Raw genomic sequence first — 16,839 nt, forward strand, 5'->3', positions numbered from 1 at the left:
ATCATCGACGTCTCCACCACGAGCGAGACGCTCAAAAAAGGCCAGGTCGAATGCGAACCCCAAGCGCACTCCGAAGTCGAGCCCGTAGGACCGGCCGAGAATCGGTGCGCCGTCACGACGCATCTGTTTCACCGCCTCGCCCAAGCACGTGAACCGCGTTTGACCGCGTAGCCGCACAGGCGGGTGCCGTAGAGGTCCAGGGCGTCGTCGGGGTCCGTGGCGTAGTGGTCGGCGATCTCCGCCCATCGGTCCCAGCCGTGGAGGCGGGCGTGGCGGCGGTCGTCGTCGGTGCGCTGCGGTTCGTGGAACTCCGGTGCCGTGGCGCGTTGTCGAAGCCATGCCTGCCATGCGGGGTTTCCGGTGGGCTCGGCGGTGTGCGGGTGGGCAGTTTCGGCCGACTGGTCTTCGTGCGGAGCGTCAGTCATCCGGTCACGGAGTTGCGCGGTGATGTACGCGGCGGGGCGCGCGGGCCGCCAGCTGATCCACCAGGAGGTCAGCTCGGCGGCGATGTCGTGGGCGCCGAGGCCCTGGTCGATCAACGGCCGTAGCGCGTAGGCGAGTCGACGTAACGTCTCGCTTTGCGTCCAGGGGACGTGCGGCCGGACCTGAGCGGCGATCCGGATGTCGGCGGCGACCTGTAGCGGGCTTCTCGGCATCGAGTTCCCGGGGCGGGAGGCGGGCCGCGGCCTCGCGCGCCTGCGCGGGGTGTCCTTAAACCACTCGTCTGCCTCAGCTACGGGTTTGCGGGGGCGGGCGGCGAGAGATTGGGGCTCACGCACCCGGCGGCCGGAACCGCCCGCCGCTGCCATGCGCACGGGCGGCACCGGCACCCCGACCACCCGGGCCCCGAAGCCCCGACCCTCGACGCGGTTGCCGTGCGCCCGGTCGTAGGCGTACGGGATGGTGGCCGCGTAGATCGTTGCCGTACCCGCGTACGGACGCCCGGGAAGCCGCAGATTGCGTCGCGACCCGTGCCGTACCCAGACCAGCGCCCCCAACTCCCGCAGATATCCGACGTGACGCTTGACCGTCGCCCTCGACAGAGCACAGCGGGCAGCCGTTCCGTCGAGGTCGTACAGCACGGTCCCGGCGGTGTAATCCATCCGCCCGGCCAGGTCCCGCGCGATACGTAACGTCGCCTCGCCCGCCCTCGGATGGAGCCCGGCCTCCTCGACCAGCCACACCACAGCACGCAACCACGCCCGGGGCTGGGCGTGCCGGGCGGCGGTCGTGGAGACCTCCTGGAACGGGCCAGGGACGAGTTGCCAATCTGGGTCCGGGCATGGCTGAGGGACGCGGCACGGGGCCGCGTCGAGAAGTCGGCGCATCACTGTCCAGGGAGGGGAGGGAGGAGGCACGCCGGGGCGGAAGCGCCGGGCGCATGATGGGAGGTGCGGCAGGAGGTCTGGGTAAGAGCGACTCCCGACACAAGAATGATCCCTTCGAGGGGGCAAATGCGTGGCGAATCAGAGAGGTACGACAAGGGCAACGCCGCTGCCGTCCGCCAACCGCTCGGTATCTTTGCCTCCACGACGCGGAGGCAAAGGAGAGGCATGGACAGCCCACCCGAGCGACTGCTCGACACCGGGGGTGTCGCGGAGATCGTGGGAATCACGGCAGCCACCGTCCGCCTGTATCTCAAGCGCACCCGCAGACGCGTGACCGATGAACTCCGCCTCAGACCAGCGGACTTCCCTCTCCCCGACGTTCAGTTCGGCCGCTCGCCCGCCTGGCGGGAGAGCACCATCAGGGCTTGGCTCGCCGTTCGGCCGGGGCGGGGGCGCGCGACTCCGGGCGTGTAGGTGAGTCGCGGCGGACTACGGCTCGGACGGTCCGTCGTCGAGCCGTAGGTCCGGGCGCTACGCCCACGACCTCACGCCGCCCCTTCCGCCTCGGATTCAACCTCGAAGAGGAGTTGCGCACGGTCAAGCGCCTCGTCAGCGTCGTAGCCGTGTGCCCTCAGCCAGAGCAGAAGGTCCGTGATCAAGCCGGTCGCTGTCTCCGCGGCTTCCTTCGCACTCATCCGCCCGGGCTGTGAGGGCCCCCGGCGCTCCCCCAGCCCGCAGAGGCCCAGGAGCGCTTCCGCCCTGGCTACTTGTTCATCAGCGGAATGACCGTCGGCCGACTTCAGACCTGTGGCGAGTTCACACCACGTCGTCTTGGAAGCGCCACGCACGATCACTCCCCACCGGGCAGCCACTCCCTCCACCAACTGCATGCCCCGCCCTCGCTCGTCCAGACCGGCCGTCCTGATGAGCGTCGGAAGTCGCTGCCCGTCGGAGTCGTTCACCTCAATACGCAGGCAACCCCCGTTCATGCTTACCGTCAGGCTGGCTGAGGTCCCCGGGCCCACGTGCTTGATCACGTTGCTCGCGAGTTCAGTTACGCAGACCTGAGCCGTGTAGGCCATCGACGAGAGCCCCCATAGTTCAAGGCGGAGACGCATCGCTCGGCGCAGGCCAGCAAGCTCCTCCGCCTCAGCCAGGAACGGAAGTTCCCACCTCTGACGCTTGACACCAAAGCGGCACCCACTCATTCCGATCACCTCTCGCGCTGACCGGCGGTCGCCCAACGCACCCGCCACACTCCATACGGTGACAGCGGGACTCTCAAAATGGAACTCTCATCTTGCACCTTCGGGGGCGCGCTTCGTTGGCGCACGCCCCCGGCGTGCGCCACCTTGCCTGCGAGACTCGTCCCCGTGCACCCTCTCGAAGACCGACTTGAAGGGCCGAAGACATGCCAGTTGGACCGACAACGCGCAGGCGTCAACTGGGAGCCGATCTGCGCCGACTCCGCGAGGCGAAGGGCCTCACTTTGGAGGACGCAGGCGCCCGCGTAGGCATCTCAAAAGCCACTCTGAGCCGGTATGAGACGAAGGAGGGAACGGTCAAGTGGCCGGCCGTAGATGCCCTTTGTCGCGAGTACGGCGCCTCTGACCAGGAGCGGGATTCGTTGGTTGACCTGGCCAAGGGGGCTCGAATCCAAGGCTGGTGGCGCTCCCTCGCTGATCCCATCCCTGAGTCCATGAACCTCATGCTCACCCTCGAAGATGAGGTGGTGAGAGAGGGACACTACGCCTGCATGTACGTTCCCGGGTTGCTTCAGACGCGTGCGTACGCAGAGGCAGTTCACCGCGCTTCAGAGATGCGATGCACTGACCAAGAGATCAATCACATGGTGGACATCCGGATGAAGCGCCAGGAACTTCTTACGCGCGACGAGCCTCCGCACCTCTGGGCAGTGATCGATGAGGCCGTCATCCGCCGGATGGTCGGGGGTGCCTCGGTCATGCGCGACCAGTTGCAACACCTGCTCGGCGTCTCGTCCGAGCCCAACGTCACCATTCAGATCCTGCCGTTCGCGGCAGGTGCACACGCTGCGGCTGTTGGCAGCTTCGTCATCCTGGGTGGGGCAACGCCTGAACTCGATGTGGTCTACGTGGACATCATCGGCGGCGGGCTGTTCATGGAGAAGCCGCAGGAACTCGAACGCTATAAGTTGGCGTTCGAGTACTTGCGGGCACAGGCGCTGGACCTCGAGTCCTCCGCCGCGCTCCTGAACCAGGTTTGCGAGGAGCTGTGATGGGTCACGAAGACGCTCAGTGGTTCAAGTCGTCATACAGCGGCGGCAGCGGCACGGAGTGCGTTGAAGCTGCCCTCACCACCGTTGGCACCTTCGTGCGCGACAGCAAGCGTCCGAGCAGTGGTGACTTTCACGTCGGCTCTGGCGCGTGGGCCCACTTCGTCGGAGCGCTACGTGAGGGCGAGTTGCACTGACGCAGCGCTCCGTTCGGTCAGTCGCAGCCCCCGCGAGCTGCCCATCGACGCATGGTTGCGGATAGACCACAAACCCGCCATGGACGACACTGACCGTCCCTGCCGCCGTGCGTTGCACGAGCTTGACCACTCAGGGGGGCTGCGGTGCGTGTCTTTGGCTTCACGTCGATCGGGCCACGTGGAAGGTTGGGGGTCATGCCGCACCTTGCTCGCCACCTCCGCCCCCTCAGGTTCAAGCTCGGGCTTGCCCAGACGAACTTCACGGCGTGCCTGGAGACAGGCGCCCCGGCTCTGTGGCACGCCTTGACGGCGGACGAGGTGACGCTCTGCGGCATCCCTCAACGCCAAGTGATGGCCTACCGGCATCTGTTCGTTGCGAAAGGGTCCGAGACGTGCTCGGGCTGCCGAGCGAAGGCAGTCGAGGCGTCGTCCTATTCCTAAGCCAGGATCTCCCTGAACAGCGGGAGTCCTGGGCGTCCATGAGTAGGCCGCGTCTCCGAGGACAACATCAGGTCGGGTTCGTGGCCTTCCCAGGGCGGTGCGCGGGACCCCGATGCAGGCCATGATCGGCCTCGAAGGCCGGAGCGTCCCCGGCCTGGCCAGCGGTGACATGAACGGAAGGAACTGTGGATCTGCGACGTTCCGGTGTCGGCGCCTTCCTGGAGGTAACTCGAGCACAGCCCATCAATCTTCGATGTGACAGTCTGACCTAATTCCAACGCTTTCCGCTAGGCCAAATATTCAATGCCAGGGCTGCCAAATCTTCTTGCCGCTCCATGATTCCTTCGACTCGCCACCAACCCGTCTCTGAGTTCCATATTCGCGAGGTCCCCGTTTCTGCTGTTACGAGTAGGATGGATTCCTCATAGATGGAAGATTTCTGCGGGTAGGGAAGGTTTGACATTGATTGGTTCTTCCTTCCATTCAGTAGGGTCAAATTGCCTATTTGGTTCACCCAAGTTTCGTGTTCGTCGAGGCGCCATTCGGGGCCGGGCTTTTGGGGGTATATGTGTTCTATGTGCACTATCGATGAGTTGGCTACAACGACTTCGTCGACGCCGGCAGTGTTTCGCAAGTATGCTTCAATCTTTCCAAGCAGGTACCTTGATTGCGAGGATTTTGGGGTCGAAGCTTCCATGAAGTCGGCACGGAAAGCCTCATCGTCTGGAATCCAATCGCATATGTGACCAGTTATGGAATCAATTTGTGTGCCTTCAGAAACCGCTTTCGCCGCGCCAAAGACCTTCTCTTCAAGGAGCGTAGATTCACGACGCCCTACGACGGTCCAGCGAACGTAGTAGCTTATTGACGCATCGATCAGGTCTTGCAGATCTGTATAACTCCTTCTTTCTGACGCTGCGAGCAAGAGCGGGTAGAGGGCATCTGCGCTTAGGCTTTTAATTTCAGTGAGCGAGGCGTCGAAATCGGCGTCTCCGGTGTTGCAATTAATTAGATCTATGTAGCGATTGGAGGCGGCCTCGAGTTCGGCGGAAAAGGCTCCAACTCCGTAGGATTGTGGGATTCTATTAAAATGGTGACTCAAGTTCTGTCGAATAGTCGAATATAGGCTATGGGACTTCACGTCTCCATGTCGCGATACCCAGAAGTGGCGCAAGAACCTTTCGATTTCCTCACGCTTCTCGAAACCGTCCAAGATGACGCGCCACGCGTCATTGACTCTCTGCTTCTCAGTTTCGCTCTTGCTTTTTTCCATCAAGAAGTTGCGCACGAGATCAACAGTGGAAAGGTCTTTCCCGCGTGAATTAATGGTCTCGAAAACCTCATTGGCGTCGCTAGAGGTTGGTGTCTGAATCTCCACGAACACGAGGCCATTTATTAGGCATTCTCGCAGACCGTCGAGCCAGTCGAGTCTTTCTTCATCATCGGCGTAGGACGAGAGTTCTGCTGAGATCTTGCTAGTGAAGTTCGAATAGGCTTCGCTGATCAATTTGTGTGAGGGGCGAGTGGCTCGTTCGACGCCAGGGCATCGCCCTGTCGATTCGTTCCAATCTTGGATGTAGTCGCGAAAGAAATCTCGATCAAAAAGAGAGAGGACGAGGAAATATTCCATAGGATCGCGACGTCCAGCTTTACGTGCGATGTAGTCGCGGTGCAAGTTGTTCGCTGTTGAGGATCCCTCTACGGAACCTATGCTCCATAGTGCGTCGCGAATTGCGGCGATGAGAATGGTGGAGGTCGTAAGACGCTGCTGTCCATCGAGGAGTGACCTTGTACTCACCTTTTTATCTGTGATCGTCACGATCGGGCCGATGAAATATTCGGAAGCCGAGTCTTTGCCGCCATCACGGGCTGTTTTAAACTTTTTGATATCTGACCAGTAGATATCTACTTCCTTCTTGGTCCAGGCATACTGCCTTTGGCTATCGTCGGGAACGGTGACAGCAGGGTTATTGGCCCCGATCAGTTGCCCAAGAGTCTGCCGAGCCGCTTGCTTGATGATTGCCATGAGCGTTCCTTTGTGAACCAGTGAGGACTCGAGCGAGGATAGCTGGGGATGAGGAGGGGCGTCGACAGGAGTGGCAATCCGTGGCTGGACGGCTTGATATAGCCGTCTGGATTCGTGCACAGACATACCATTTTGCGGAGAAGTGCTTCAGGGTGGAGGGTGGGTGCTAGGTTTTGGGTTGGCCTGGACTGCACCCCTCTTCTCGACACGGACAGGACAACGGTGGATTCATGATTCAGAGCACTGCCCCGCATCACCTGCACGCGATATTGACCCGGGTTCGCGACTCGGGGAAAGGGCAATACGCTGAAGGTTGGGTGACGGCACTTGAGGCTGACTGGGGCTCGGCGGAGTTCAGTAAGAGACATGCGGAAGTAGTAAATCTGTTGTCGCTCACAATCCACCAACTGCAGGCTCTCCCGGAGCGATCTCGTGATCGATTCATGAGGCATGTGCCGGCGTGGTGGAGTGCTGTGACTCAGCCCAAGGTTAATTGGGCCGACAATGGGCGCGCCGCGACCCAAATCGTAGACCTGGATGTTCTTGATCACCTTGAATCTGCTGCCGACCTTATTTCGGCCAATCTGTCGGGATCCGAAGGCGCCCCGGTGGGGGCTGACTTGAGCGAGATATCTCAACAGTGTCAAGAGTGGGTGGAGTTCCTCTTGGGGATGAGTAGCGAGGACCTTGGTGACGCTCTCAAGGGTCAATTGATTTCGCAGCTGAGACATGTGGTGTGGCTTATCGAGCATGTTGATCTATTCGGCGAGGCGAGGGTCTCAGGGGAGGTCAGCCATGCGATTGGTTCACTTGCGCAAGCGGGCTCAGTGGTCGGGGGCAGGAATCCCGAAGCGGCAGGAAAGTGGACGCGTGCTTTCCTTTCTCTGATGGCTGCATTCGCCATATTTAATGCGGGCGCTCCAGTTGTGCAAGAGGCGATCGAAGTCGGTAGTTCCCTTGCGGGAGAGATCGTCGCCGTCGTGCAAGATGTTCAGAACTGAGGGAAGTGTCGGCTGAGATCAGCCAGCTGAAATTGCTGAATATGCGAGAACATCGGCCGGCATTTCGTGACGGAGCGACCAAGTGACGCCCATGGGCTTGCTGCCCTTGTGCTCGATGTACTCAGCGGGGCCCAACAGCATCCAGGACTGCGGGCCGCCGATGTCCGTCTTCTTGTAGCGGCGCACGAAGAGCAGCACATGGGAGCCGTTCTCCTTGTGGCGCTGGTAGCGAAGGCCCGTCGGAGACGTCTCCGATGTCTGGTTCTGTGACTCCCAATGGAACAGGGAATCATTCAAGGCGTAGTCCTTGTAGCGCGTCTCTGGAGAGAAGTCCTTTTCGTCTTTCTCTAGCGTGACGAGAAGAGCATCCGACTGAATGGCCTCGCACCACTTCACGCCCTCGCGGAAGTGTCCGGGCATGAAGCCGCCCACGGTGGACTGGTTCAGCGCGGGGAGGATCTCTTCGCGACTGTACGAGGCGTGGACGGACAGCGGTAGGGCAGCGTGCGTACCGAGTAGCGGGAGGGGTAGATGGTCGGTCAGGCCAAGAACGTGGCCCAAGACCTGGCGTACCTCATCCCTGAACGCGTGTTGCGCGCGCAGGGTGTCGAAGCCCTCCTGGTAACTCGCGAAATCGCCGCCCAACGGCCAGAGAGAGAAGAACAGCATGTGGGCGTACGCCTGGTCATGGGCGGTGAGTTGGTCGTACGTGGGGGCGTCTTCCATGAGCAGCCTGGTGTATACCGAGGCACGCGCAGGGTCGTCCACATGGAGGAACGCGGATACGCGCTTCAGGAGCGCGGCCTCACCATCGGGAGCGGTCGGATTGAGGAGCTTGGTGCGGCGGAGGAGGCCCGTCCAGGAGTTTCCGCTACCTCGGTAGAGCTCCCTGAGCTCTCGGCCGCTCTCCTTGAGGTAGTCCGCGAGCCGCGGCTCCGCGTACGCGGCGACCTCACGAGCGAGCTGGACGACGTTGACCCCGATCTGATTTCGAATGTTGTTGAGGATCAGAGCCTTGGCTTTCCTCTCAAGGATGATCTGGCAGCCAGAAGGTAGCTGGGGGAAGTCATCCTCGATGTTGCTGAGGAGGCGGTTGCGTGTCAGGTTGGTCAGGGCACGGAACTGGTCCTCGAAGCGGAACTCCTTGCGGTGTTGACCGATGAAGTCGAGGACGGTGAGGACGGCCTTGTCCTCGGTGCGACGTAGACCACGCCCCAGTTGCTGGAGGAAGACCGTGGCGCTGGAGGTCGGCCGGAGCAGGAGCAGGGTGTCGACATCAGGAATGTCGAGCCCTTCGTTGAACAGGTCCACGGAGAAGATGACTTGGAGCCTTCCGGCGCGAAGCTCTTCGAGCGCTGCCTTGCGCTGCGGGGGTGGGGTCTCGCCGGATAGCGCGACGGCGTTGAGCCCGGCACGCTGGAAGAAGTCGGCCATGAAGTGGGCATGCGCCACAGACACACAGAAGCCCAGAGCCCGCATCATCCCGGGTGCGGTGACCTTGTCCTTCACGGCCTTGACCACGAGCCGGGCCCGGGCGTCGTTCCCCGTGAAGAGATTGCTGAGCGCCGTTACGTCGTACGCTCCCCGCTTCCACGTAACGGCGCTCATGTCAGTGTTGTCGCTGATGCCGAAGTAGTGGAACGGGCTCAGTAGCTCGTTCTCAAGCGCCTCCCAGAGCCGCATCTCGGCTGCGATCCGGCCGTCAAAGAACTCACCCAGGATGTCCAATCCGTCCATCCGCTCGGGAGTGGCCGTGAGCCCGAGAAGCTCCTTTGGGGCGAAGTGCTCCACAATCCTTCGGTAGGTCGTCGAGGTGCCATGGTGGAACTCGTCGATGACGATGACATCGAAGTGATCGGGAGCCAGCCCCTCCAAGGCACGTTCGTTGAGCGATTGAACACTCGCGAAGACGTGATTCCAGTCATCGGGCACTTCGCCGCTGTAGAGGAGCTCACCGAAGTTCGCGTCAACCAGCACGTTCTGGTAAACCCGGAGGGACTGCTCCAGGATCTCTTTGCGGTGGGCAACGAAGAGCAGTCGGAGATCTTTGCCAAGCTTCTTCCGGAGGTGCTTGTAGTCGAGGGCTGCCATCACCGTCTTCCCCGTACCAGTGGCGGCGACAAGTAGATTGCGATTCCGTCGGTGAACTGCGCGTTCGACTTCGAGTCGTTCCAGCATGTCTCGCTGGTGAGGATACGGGCGGACTTCGAGTCCGGAGAGCGTGATGACATTGCGGGCCTGCTGGCCGGAGGGGCTACCAGCGTGGGAGAGGGCCTGATCCAACCGCTGCGCGTCGCGATCGGGGTCGTACGACTCAAAGGAGCGCTCGCTCCAGTAGGCGTCGAATGTTGCCTCGAACTTGCGCATCACTGATGGCGTGGCGATTGACGACAGGCGCACGTTCCATTCGAGACCATCGAGGAGCGCGGCCTTCGATAGGTTCGAGCTGCCGACGTACGCGGTGTCGAAGCCACTGTTCCGACGGAAGAGCCACGCCTTGGCATGCAGGCGCGTCGAGCGCAGCTCGTAGTTCACCTTCACCTCGGCGCCGAACTCGCGGACGAGGCGGTCGAGCGCACGACGCTCTGTGGCTCCGATGTACGTGGTCGTGAGAACTCGGATGGGCACGCCGCGATCCCGGGCAGACGTCAGCGACTGCTCAAGTACCCGCAGGCCATGCCACTTCACGAAGGCGCAGAGCAGGTCCACACGGTCAGCTGTTTCCAATTCCTTTCGAATCTCAAAGCCCAAACTTGGATCTTCGGGCGAGTTCGTGATGAGCGCAGTCTCGGAGAGAGGAGTGGCAGGTCGGATGGCGTAGACGCCCGGAGCTTCCTGCTCTGCGACTGCGAGCAGCTGCCGAGGTCCGTCGATGACCGCATCAGCCCCCTCAGCGGCACCTTCAACAGTGCTGAGAGATTCAAGGATGTGGTTCGCGGCCACGACCTGTTCCGCGGGCTTGAGGCCTTGAAGCACCTGACGCACGGTGTTCGCGATGTGGCGGGACAGAACGTGAGGCGTGGACTCAACTCCCACGATGCCGTCGATCGCGTGCCAACCCGCCTCGTCGAGCTGCTTCAGTTGTTCCTCGAGCCGCCGGGTGATCAGCGTCTCGTGCAGCCCGGCAACGGGCGCCGCGTCCCCTGATGAAGCCTGGCTGGGCATGGCCGATTCCCCCTCATCGCGATACCTATGTACGCAGTTGTATCAAGGGAGACTGACAAGTCCTGCTCGAGCGGGCGTGATGAGAGCGGCTAGCCCCCGAACCACGCCCGGCACTCCGGCCGGTTCGGCCGGACGACGAGCAGGATCGCGAGGACGAGCCAGACCAGGGTCAGGATCAGGACCGGCAGGAACATCAGCAGCACCACTGTGAAGGCCAGGGCTACCCGGCCGTAGGCGATGGCCGAATTGCGCACGCTGGGGTGGCGGGTCGGGAACTTGCGGGCCGTGAGGATGCCCCAGGTGCCCATCGCCATGATGAGCAGGCCGACGAAGACCACCACGCCCGAGTGGGACGTGGCGATGTCGGTGCTGTTGGTCACGAGGGCGAGGCCCATGACCGCCTGGAGGCCGCCGACCACCATCATGAGCGTGCGCAGGCTGCTGACCGGGGCGGGCATCTGGCCGCCGACGGGGAGGCCGGCGCCGGAGCCGGGCGGGTGCGGCGGGTTCGGCGGGCGCGGCGGGGCGTCGGGGCCCGGGTTGCCGCGGGCCCAAGAGCGTTGGGGCCCAGGGCTGTTGCCGTCGCCCCGGTCGTCCGCGTTCATGTGGTGGCCTCTCCCCGAGGTGGTCCGCCGTTCAGGAGGCCATGGTCGGGGGGCTCCGCACCCTTGGCCAGAGGTAAGTCGGCCATGTTCGGCACGGGTGCGGGCTTCGGCGCCCCCGCATCAGTGCTTCACCGGCCGCCGCCACCAGCAGGTGCCAGTCGCCGGTGCGGGCGAAGGGGGACGCTCGGCGGCGGCACGCGGGTTCGTCGCGTCCGGCCGACGGCTCACCTCACCGGCACAGCTTCTCCAGGTCCTCCTCGAACGTGGGGAACTCCGCCTGTGCCGCCGCGATGATCTCCCGGGCCGGCCGGCGCGGCGTCGTCGCGTGGCGTTCGGCCAGCTCGGTCAGGGCCGCGTCGGGGCGCGACGCGTGGTCCTGGAACACGACGACCTCGCACGGGCCGAGCCCGTCGGCCAGGACCCACAGGAAGTCGGAGAGGCTGCCCGCCACCACGCCGTTCTCCCCCTCCGAGCCCATGAAGACCACCGGCTGGTCGGCGAGCGGCAGGCCGGGGCGGGCGAGCCAGAGGGCGGCGAGGCCGCCCGTCCCGTCCTGGCCGAAGACGCGGTAGGCGGAGCCGTCGAGCTCGTCGTCGCCGGTCCATTGGCGGAGCCAGGCGGTAGTCTTTTCGGCGGGTTCGAAGGCTTCGTACGGCTCGAAGTCGATGCTGTCGTCGTCCTCGTAAGGGAACTTCGTCCGGCCCACCTCGGCCAGGGCGGGCGGGAAGCTGCGGTCGTCGTCACCGGTCGTCTCGGTCATGTGCGAAGACTAGACACGGCTACTGACATCACCAGGTGACGGCCGCCTGCCCCGCGCTGCGACCGGCCGTAGCCCGGTGGGCCTGCGGCCGCCCGCCTGGCCCGGGTACGGAACACGGTTCAGCCCCGCACCCTGATCCGCAGCGGAGCGACCGGCCGGAAGCCGTGGCGGACGGCGAGCGCCGGATCCTCCCCGTGCTCGTAGCCGACCACGGGGAGGCAGGGGAACCGTCGGTGCACCGCCTCCGGTACGCCCGGTCAGGCCGTGTTGGGGCCGTCGTCCAGGGCGAAGACATTCGGGCGCAGCGTGCCCGTGTCCGGGACCGATTCGTCGGGCGGTTCCCGATCTCGAAGGGATCGGTAGGTTGGCTGTATGCCTACGCTGCCTCTGATCCTCTTGTTGTCCGGAAGCCTGCGCACCGGTTCGTCCAACGAGACCGTGCTGCGCACCGCACAGGCCGTGGCCCCCTCGCAGGTGCGCACCGTCCTCTACGACGGCTTGGCGGAGCTTCCGCATTTCAACCCCGACGATGACACCGATCCGCTGCCGGCTCCCGTGGTTGGGCTGCGCGCGGCCATCAGCGAGGCGGCTGCGGTGTTGATCTGTACCCCGGAGTACGCGGGCACTCTGCCGGGCTCGTTCAAGAACCTGCTGGACTGGACGGTCGGCGGCACCGAGATCTGCGACAAGCCCGTGGCCTGGGTGAACGCGGCCGCCCCGGGGCGTGGCCAGGGCGCGGAGGTCACGCTTCGGACGGTGCTCGGCTACACCGGTGCCGCCATCGTGGAGTCGGCCTGCGCGAGGATTCAGGTGGCCCCTCGGATGGTCGGCGCGGACGGACTCTTCACCGATCCCGGGGTCCGCGAGCAGCTCAGCCAGGTTCTTGGGCTGCTGGCCGGGCTCCACGGACGGGCCTCCGAGCTCGACCGGGCCTAGGATCCGCCCATGTGTGCCGAGTCCGCCCCCGATCCTCGTCTCCAGTCCTTGATCAATACGCTGCGGCCCGGTCCCGTGCGGAGCGTGCGAGTCGTGGAGTTCGATGGAGCGGACGTGCTGGTCCTCGTCGGGGAGCCGGATGCGGAGGACGCCGAAGTCGGCCGCATTCCCGAACATGAGGTGTCGATCAGGCGCGTCGACCACCCATCCCGGGTCCTCGCGGTCGGCCAGCAGATCGATGCCGAGGAAATCGGCCGCCGACAAGGGGAGTTGACGCTCTCGGCCCGTTCCTGTGAGAACCCGGAGCTCCGCGCCTACCTGGTGGCCGTTCAGCCAGGTCAGGTCGTCTCCGGAACCGTGTCAGCGGTGCACGGCTTCGGGGTCTTCGTCCACCTCGACGGCGAACCCGCAGGCCTCCGCACCGGGTTCGTCCGCCTGCCTGACCTTACGTGGTCCCGCATCGATCACCCCTCGGAAGCGGTGCAGGCCGGTCAACGGGTCACCGGTGAGGTGATCATGTCCGAGACGCGTGACGGCAGAGTCACGCTCTCCTTGAAGGCCCTGCTGGACGACCCCTTCGTGCCGTTCGCCGCGCAGGAAGGGCGCGTCGTCTCCGGGACGGTCACGAAGATCGTCCCGTTCGGCGTCTTCGTGCGACTCGGCCCCGGCATCGAGGGGCTCCTGCACGTCTCCGAGATGCCCGGCGCGTCCCCTGGAGGACCGGGCCGGCTTGTCGCCGAGGGGGAGCGGATCAGGGTGCGGGTCGCGGAGGTCGACCTCCAGCGGCACACGGTCAGGCTCTGCGCCCACGACTCCTGAGGCAGGGGCCGCGATCGGCTCGGTGGCCACCGGCCCCACCCCCTGCGATCCCTCAGCGTCTGGACGGCCCGCCGGTCAGCTCCCGTACGTAACCGGTCCCGGGCTTCCCTCCCAGCAGCAGTTCCTCTCCCGTCGGGACGAACCCGTTTCGGGTCAGGACCATGCGGGAGGCGGTGTTGGTGAGCGCGGCCGCCGCGCGCACCGTCGTCAGGGCGTACGTCCTTTCGCACGCCTTGAGTATCTGGCGGACCGACTCCGTGGCCAGGCCGCGGCCGGTGGCCTTCTCGGCCAGGCGGAAGCCCAGGTCCGCGGCGCCGTCCGCCACGTCCACCACGTTGAACCGGCCCAGCACCTCGCCGTCCTCCGTCACCAGCACGTGGAAGTGGCAGACACCGTCGGCCTGTTCGGCGAGGAGCGCGGCGTGGCGGGCGGCGAAGTGGGTGAAGTAGTCGTCGCCGCGGTCCGGCACCGAGGCCGCGAAGAACGCGCGGTTCTCCTCCTCGAACGCGAGGAGGGCGGGGGCGTGGTCGGGGCGCAGGCGCTGCAGTTCGGGCATGGCGGCAGGGTACGCGGGCGGACCGGCAGGGTGCCTGGGGTTTTGTGGGCGGCGCCGGTGCCCGGTCACCCGGGCTCGACCGTCTGCGAGCGACCGTTGTCACCGCCCACCGGATGAGGTGCGGGCTGTTTGTCCTCGAACTGGGCCGAGGGCTGCTCGCCCGCTACGATCGCGGCTCGTCACTGGGGAAGGAGTGGGGCCATGACAGAGGCGCGAAGTACGACGGAGAGCACCGTCGTCGAGTTGAGGTACGAGCTGGGCCGGGCGGACTGGTCCGACGCATTCCGCGCACGCGGGAGGATGCGGGGGATCAGGGGGCGGCTGCAGAGACTGCTGGTGCCGGTGATCTTCGCCGCGTCGGCCTGGTTGATCTCGGGCACCCTCTCCGTGGCGGGATGCGCCTTCCTCGGCTGCCTGCTCGGCCTCGTCGCCAGGGCGGGCGTCCTGGCGACGAGGCACGCCAAGATGGGCGCCACGATGGGCCCTTGGACCGTTACCGTCGGCGACTCCGACGATGCCGTGTGCTTCGCGGGCGCTGACATGACGACGCGCCGGGGCTGGCGAAGCCTCGGCGGGTACGTGGAGACCGCTGCCGGATTCGTCCTGCTGTCGCCCGCGCCCTACCTGCTCGTGGTGCACTATCTGCCGAAGCGCGCCCTGGGCAGGGACGACACCGACCGGCTGCGCACCATCCTCGACCGCCGCCTGCCCCGGAGCGCCGCCCGTCCGCCTCGGCACTAGGTTCGGCAGGAGCGGCGGGGGGCAGGGCCGCGGCCCCGCCCCGTACGACGGCTACGCGCCCCCGTGGCAGTCCCGATAGGACCGCCCCGAGCCGCACCAGCACGCCGCGCTCTTCGCCGGCGGCCAGGAGACCGCGCGGCCGCGGGCGGCCAAGGTCGTCGCGTACTGGGGGAGCAGGTCTGGGTCGGCCGGGGAGGCGGCCTCGGAGGCGGCGAACGCCTCGTACGACGGGACCGTGCCCGTCACGATGCCGAGGTTCGGGGTCCCCGCCGCATGGAGGTCCCGCAGGGCCGCCTCCAGGCGGGCCTGGTGGTCCGCGTGGGAGGTGTACTCCGTGGCCAGCCCGGGGTACGCGGTGAGGAGCTCGCGCAGTTCGGGCTCCGGCCAGTGGAGCACCGCCACCGGGAACGGGCGGGACAGGGCCGTGCGGTACGTGCCCAGTTCGGCGCGGAGGCGGGTGATCTCGGCGCGGAGCTCGCCCGGGTCCGAGGAGCCGAGCGCCCACAGCCGCTTCGGGTCGTGGAGCTCGTCCAGCGGGACGGCCGCCGTGTGGAGGGTGTCGGCCAGCTCGTCCCAGGCGTCGTGCGTGACGCCCATCAGACGGCGGACCCGGTGGCGGCCGGTCAGCAGCGACTGGGTGGCGTACGGGACGTCCTCGCCCGGGGCGATGAGCAGGGTGAGGGCCGTCGAGAAGTAGTCGTGGGCCGCTTCGAGCTCGTCGTGGGCCTCCAGGGTCTCGGCCGCGATCTCCCACGGGGCCGCCTCCTGCGGGGCGGCCGCGCGGATTCCGTCGATGATCGCGCGGGCCTCGGCCTCGTGGCCGTACTCCCACAGGTTGGCGGCGTTGAGGGCCTTCACCAGGTGGGGGTGTTCGGTGTCGGGGTCGCTGAGCAGGGCGTCGTAGAGCGTGGTGGCACGGGTGCGGTCGCCGGCGAGTTCCAGATGGGCCGCCGCCTGGAGGAGCAGCGGTTCGTGGTCCTCCGGGTACTGCGCCGCGGTGCGCAGCAGGCGCTCGGCTTCGGTGGTGTGGTCGGCAGGCGTGTCGGGGCGCATGGACCACACGGTACTGCCGCCGAGGCGCTGTACGGAGGGGTGCTGTGTGGAGAGGTGTGGTACGGAGGCCTGTTCCGGCCCTGGTGAGTTACGGGCCCTGGGCCTATCGTGCGGCCCGTGCGTCAGCGGATACGTGAGCGGATACCGGTGGTGGTGCAGCGGGACCGGCGCGGGAGGCGGCTGGCCGCGCGCGGGCTGTGGACGGGCGCGGAGCTGGTGATGACCCTCGGCGTCGTCCTGCTGCTGCTCGTCGCCCATCAGCTGTGGTGGACCAACCGGCAGGCCCGCGCCGAGGCCGCCGACACCGTGCACGCCCTCCAGCGGGACTGGGGGGAGCCCGAGGAGGCGGAGGCTTCGGCGCCGCCGGCGTCGGCGTCGGCGTCCCAGGAACCGGCGGACGACAGCCCCGCCGTGGGGGCGGCGGACGGTGACGCGCCCGCCGCCGCGTCCGCGCCCCGCCGGTCCCAGGCGTACGCCGTCATCCGCATCCCGCGCATCGGGCTGACCGCGCCCGTCGCCCAGGGCATCAGCAAGCACGGGGTCCTGGACAAGGGGTACGTCGGCCATTACCCCGGCACCGCGCAGCCCGGCGGCGCCGGGAACTTCGCGCTCGCCGGGCACCGCAACACCCACGGCGAACCGTTCCGCCACATCAACCGCCTGCGGTCCGGTGACCGGATCACCGTCGAGACCCGGGACGCCGTGTACACGTACACCGTCGACAAGACCCTCGCCCGGACACAGCCGGGCGACAGCGGTGTCATCGCCACCGTGCCGCGCAGCAACGTGAAGCCGTACGTGGGCTACCGGGTGGCCGGGTCGTACGTGACCCTGACGACGTGCACGCCCGAATTCACCTCCCGGTACCGGCTGGTGGTGTGGGGGAAGCTGACGGATGTGCGGGGGCGCTGAGCGCACCACGTGTGAGGTCTAAGCTTCTCCGACGTGCTGAGACGA

Annotated in this window: 16 protein-coding genes and 1 pseudogene; 8 read left to right on the forward strand and 9 right to left on the reverse strand. The window is 65.7% G+C overall.

Annotated features, from left to right (window positions below; all coding sequences use genetic code 11):
• Positions 1–128: 128 nt before the first annotated feature.
• Positions 129–1,187 carry a hypothetical protein gene (locus tag ACIBJG_RS20725; RefSeq protein WP_399309162.1) on the reverse strand — a complete coding sequence of 353 codons (1,059 nt, stop codon included), beginning with the start codon at positions 1,185–1,187 and terminating at the stop codon, positions 129–131.
• A gap of 366 nt (positions 1,188–1,553) precedes the next feature.
• Here ACIBJG_RS20725 and ACIBJG_RS20730 point away from each other — a divergent pair, with 366 nt between their 5' ends.
• Positions 1,554–1,802: a helix-turn-helix transcriptional regulator gene (locus ACIBJG_RS20730; protein WP_399309164.1), complete on the forward strand. Its 249-nt coding sequence runs from the start codon at positions 1,554–1,556 to the stop codon at positions 1,800–1,802.
• A 71-nt stretch (positions 1,803–1,873) separates the two neighbouring features.
• On the opposite strand, the gene ACIBJG_RS20735 is transcribed toward ACIBJG_RS20730, so the two are convergent.
• Positions 1,874–2,410: an ATP-binding protein gene (locus ACIBJG_RS20735; RefSeq protein WP_399309166.1), complete on the reverse strand. Its 537-nt coding sequence runs from the start codon at positions 2,408–2,410 to the stop codon at positions 1,874–1,876.
• A gap of 329 nt (positions 2,411–2,739) precedes the next feature.
• On the opposite strand from ACIBJG_RS20735, the gene ACIBJG_RS20740 reads away from it, so the two are divergent.
• Both ACIBJG_RS20740 and ACIBJG_RS20745 read left to right on the forward strand, forming a co-directional pair.
• On the forward strand, positions 2,740–3,585 hold the full coding sequence (locus ACIBJG_RS20740) for a helix-turn-helix domain-containing protein (RefSeq protein WP_399309168.1): 846 nt from the start codon (positions 2,740–2,742) through the stop codon (positions 3,583–3,585).
• Positions 3,585–3,779, forward strand: coding sequence for a DUF397 domain-containing protein (locus ACIBJG_RS20745; RefSeq protein WP_399309170.1), 195 nt, complete (start codon positions 3,585–3,587; stop codon positions 3,777–3,779). The genes ACIBJG_RS20740 and ACIBJG_RS20745 overlap by 1 nt, the downstream gene beginning before the upstream one ends.
• A gap of 480 nt (positions 3,780–4,259) precedes the next feature.
• Here ACIBJG_RS20745 and ACIBJG_RS20750 read toward each other — a convergent pair.
• Positions 4,260–4,398, reverse strand: a pseudogene (locus ACIBJG_RS20750) (IS5/IS1182 family transposase); the annotation flags it as partial.
• 90 nt (positions 4,399–4,488) lie between these two features.
• Positions 4,489–6,246 carry a DUF262 domain-containing protein gene (locus ACIBJG_RS20755; RefSeq protein ID WP_399309172.1) on the reverse strand — a complete coding sequence of 586 codons (1,758 nt, stop codon included), beginning with the start codon at positions 6,244–6,246 and terminating at the stop codon, positions 4,489–4,491.
• Positions 6,247–6,719: 473 nt separating this feature from the next.
• On the opposite strand from ACIBJG_RS20755, the gene ACIBJG_RS20760 reads away from it, so the two are divergent.
• Positions 6,720–7,247 carry a hypothetical protein gene (locus ACIBJG_RS20760; RefSeq protein ID WP_399309174.1) on the forward strand — a complete coding sequence of 176 codons (528 nt, stop codon included), beginning with the start codon at positions 6,720–6,722 and terminating at the stop codon, positions 7,245–7,247.
• An 18-nt stretch (positions 7,248–7,265) separates the two neighbouring features.
• Here the strand turns inward: ACIBJG_RS20760 and ACIBJG_RS20765 are convergent, their stop codons facing one another.
• From ACIBJG_RS20765 to ACIBJG_RS20775, 3 genes are all read right to left on the reverse strand, one after another.
• Positions 7,266–10,412 carry a DUF3427 domain-containing protein gene (locus ACIBJG_RS20765; protein ID WP_399309175.1) on the reverse strand — a complete coding sequence of 1,049 codons (3,147 nt, stop codon included), beginning with the start codon at positions 10,410–10,412 and terminating at the stop codon, positions 7,266–7,268.
• Between the two features lie 89 nt (positions 10,413–10,501).
• The gene (locus ACIBJG_RS20770; protein WP_399309177.1) at positions 10,502–11,017 is read right to left on the reverse strand and encodes a hypothetical protein; all 516 of its coding nucleotides are present in this window, start codon (positions 11,015–11,017) and stop codon (positions 10,502–10,504) included.
• A 229-nt stretch (positions 11,018–11,246) separates the two neighbouring features.
• Positions 11,247–11,777, reverse strand: coding sequence for an SMI1/KNR4 family protein (locus ACIBJG_RS20775; RefSeq protein ID WP_399309179.1), 531 nt, complete (start codon positions 11,775–11,777; stop codon positions 11,247–11,249).
• A gap of 372 nt (positions 11,778–12,149) precedes the next feature.
• Here ACIBJG_RS20775 and ACIBJG_RS20780 point away from each other — a divergent pair, with 372 nt between their 5' ends.
• Positions 12,150–12,713, forward strand: coding sequence for an NADPH-dependent FMN reductase (locus tag ACIBJG_RS20780; protein ID WP_399309181.1), 564 nt, complete (start codon positions 12,150–12,152; stop codon positions 12,711–12,713).
• A 93-nt stretch (positions 12,714–12,806) separates the two neighbouring features.
• On the forward strand, positions 12,807–13,532 hold the full coding sequence (locus tag ACIBJG_RS20785; RefSeq protein WP_399309183.1) for a S1 RNA-binding domain-containing protein: 726 nt from the start codon (positions 12,807–12,809) through the stop codon (positions 13,530–13,532).
• Between the two features lie 52 nt (positions 13,533–13,584).
• Here ACIBJG_RS20785 and ACIBJG_RS20790 read toward each other — a convergent pair whose 3' ends face one another.
• A complete protein-coding gene (locus ACIBJG_RS20790; protein WP_399309185.1) occupies positions 13,585–14,088 on the reverse strand; it encodes a GNAT family N-acetyltransferase in 504 nt (167 codons plus the stop codon).
• Positions 14,089–14,289: 201 nt separating this feature from the next.
• Between ACIBJG_RS20790 and ACIBJG_RS20795 the strand changes: the two genes are divergently transcribed.
• Entirely contained in the window at positions 14,290–14,829 is a 540-nt protein-coding gene (locus ACIBJG_RS20795) for a hypothetical protein (RefSeq protein ID WP_399309187.1), read from the forward strand.
• Between the two features lie 51 nt (positions 14,830–14,880).
• Here ACIBJG_RS20795 and ACIBJG_RS20800 read toward each other — a convergent pair whose 3' ends face one another.
• Positions 14,881–15,882, reverse strand: a complete 1,002-nt coding sequence (locus ACIBJG_RS20800) for an SEC-C metal-binding domain-containing protein (RefSeq protein ID WP_399309189.1) — start codon at positions 15,880–15,882, stop codon at positions 14,881–14,883.
• 219 nt (positions 15,883–16,101) lie between these two features.
• On the opposite strand from ACIBJG_RS20800, the gene ACIBJG_RS20805 reads away from it, so the two are divergent.
• The gene (locus ACIBJG_RS20805) at positions 16,102–16,794 is read left to right on the forward strand and encodes a class E sortase (RefSeq protein WP_399309376.1); all 693 of its coding nucleotides are present in this window, start codon (positions 16,102–16,104) and stop codon (positions 16,792–16,794) included.
• Positions 16,795–16,839 lie beyond the last annotated feature (45 nt).

This window comes from Streptomyces sp. NPDC050422 (genome assembly GCF_044458665.1).
In the GTDB taxonomy this organism is placed as follows: Bacteria; Actinomycetota; Actinomycetes; order Streptomycetales; family Streptomycetaceae; genus Streptomyces.

Bases quoted from the DNA above. Each gene is read 5' to 3' on its own strand.
- ACIBJG_RS20730 (WP_399309164.1), top strand. From the start codon at position 1,554: ATGGACAGCCCACCCGAGCGACTGCTCGACACCGGGGGTGTCGCGGAG.
- ACIBJG_RS20735 (WP_399309166.1), bottom strand. From the start codon at position 2,410: ATGGCCTACACGGCTCAGGTCTGCGTAACTGAACTCGCGAGCAACGTG.
- ACIBJG_RS20740 (WP_399309168.1), top strand. From the start codon at position 2,740: ATGCCAGTTGGACCGACAACGCGCAGGCGTCAACTGGGAGCCGATCTG.
- ACIBJG_RS20745 (WP_399309170.1), top strand. From the start codon at position 3,585: ATGGGTCACGAAGACGCTCAGTGGTTCAAGTCGTCATACAGCGGCGGC.
- ACIBJG_RS20755 (WP_399309172.1), bottom strand. From the start codon at position 6,246: ATGGCAATCATCAAGCAAGCGGCTCGGCAGACTCTTGGGCAACTGATC.
- ACIBJG_RS20765 (WP_399309175.1), bottom strand. From the start codon at position 10,412: ATGCCCAGCCAGGCTTCATCAGGGGACGCGGCGCCCGTTGCCGGGCTG.
- ACIBJG_RS20770 (WP_399309177.1), bottom strand. From the start codon at position 11,017: ATGAACGCGGACGACCGGGGCGACGGCAACAGCCCTGGGCCCCAACGC.
- ACIBJG_RS20775 (WP_399309179.1), bottom strand. From the start codon at position 11,777: ATGACCGAGACGACCGGTGACGACGACCGCAGCTTCCCGCCCGCCCTG.
- ACIBJG_RS20780 (WP_399309181.1), top strand. From the start codon at position 12,150: ATGCCTACGCTGCCTCTGATCCTCTTGTTGTCCGGAAGCCTGCGCACC.
- ACIBJG_RS20790 (WP_399309185.1), bottom strand. From the start codon at position 14,088: ATGCCCGAACTGCAGCGCCTGCGCCCCGACCACGCCCCCGCCCTCCTC.
- ACIBJG_RS20795 (WP_399309187.1), top strand. From the start codon at position 14,290: ATGACAGAGGCGCGAAGTACGACGGAGAGCACCGTCGTCGAGTTGAGG.
- ACIBJG_RS20800 (WP_399309189.1), bottom strand. From the start codon at position 15,882: ATGCGCCCCGACACGCCTGCCGACCACACCACCGAAGCCGAGCGCCTG.
- ACIBJG_RS20805 (WP_399309376.1), top strand. From the start codon at position 16,102: ATGACCCTCGGCGTCGTCCTGCTGCTGCTCGTCGCCCATCAGCTGTGG.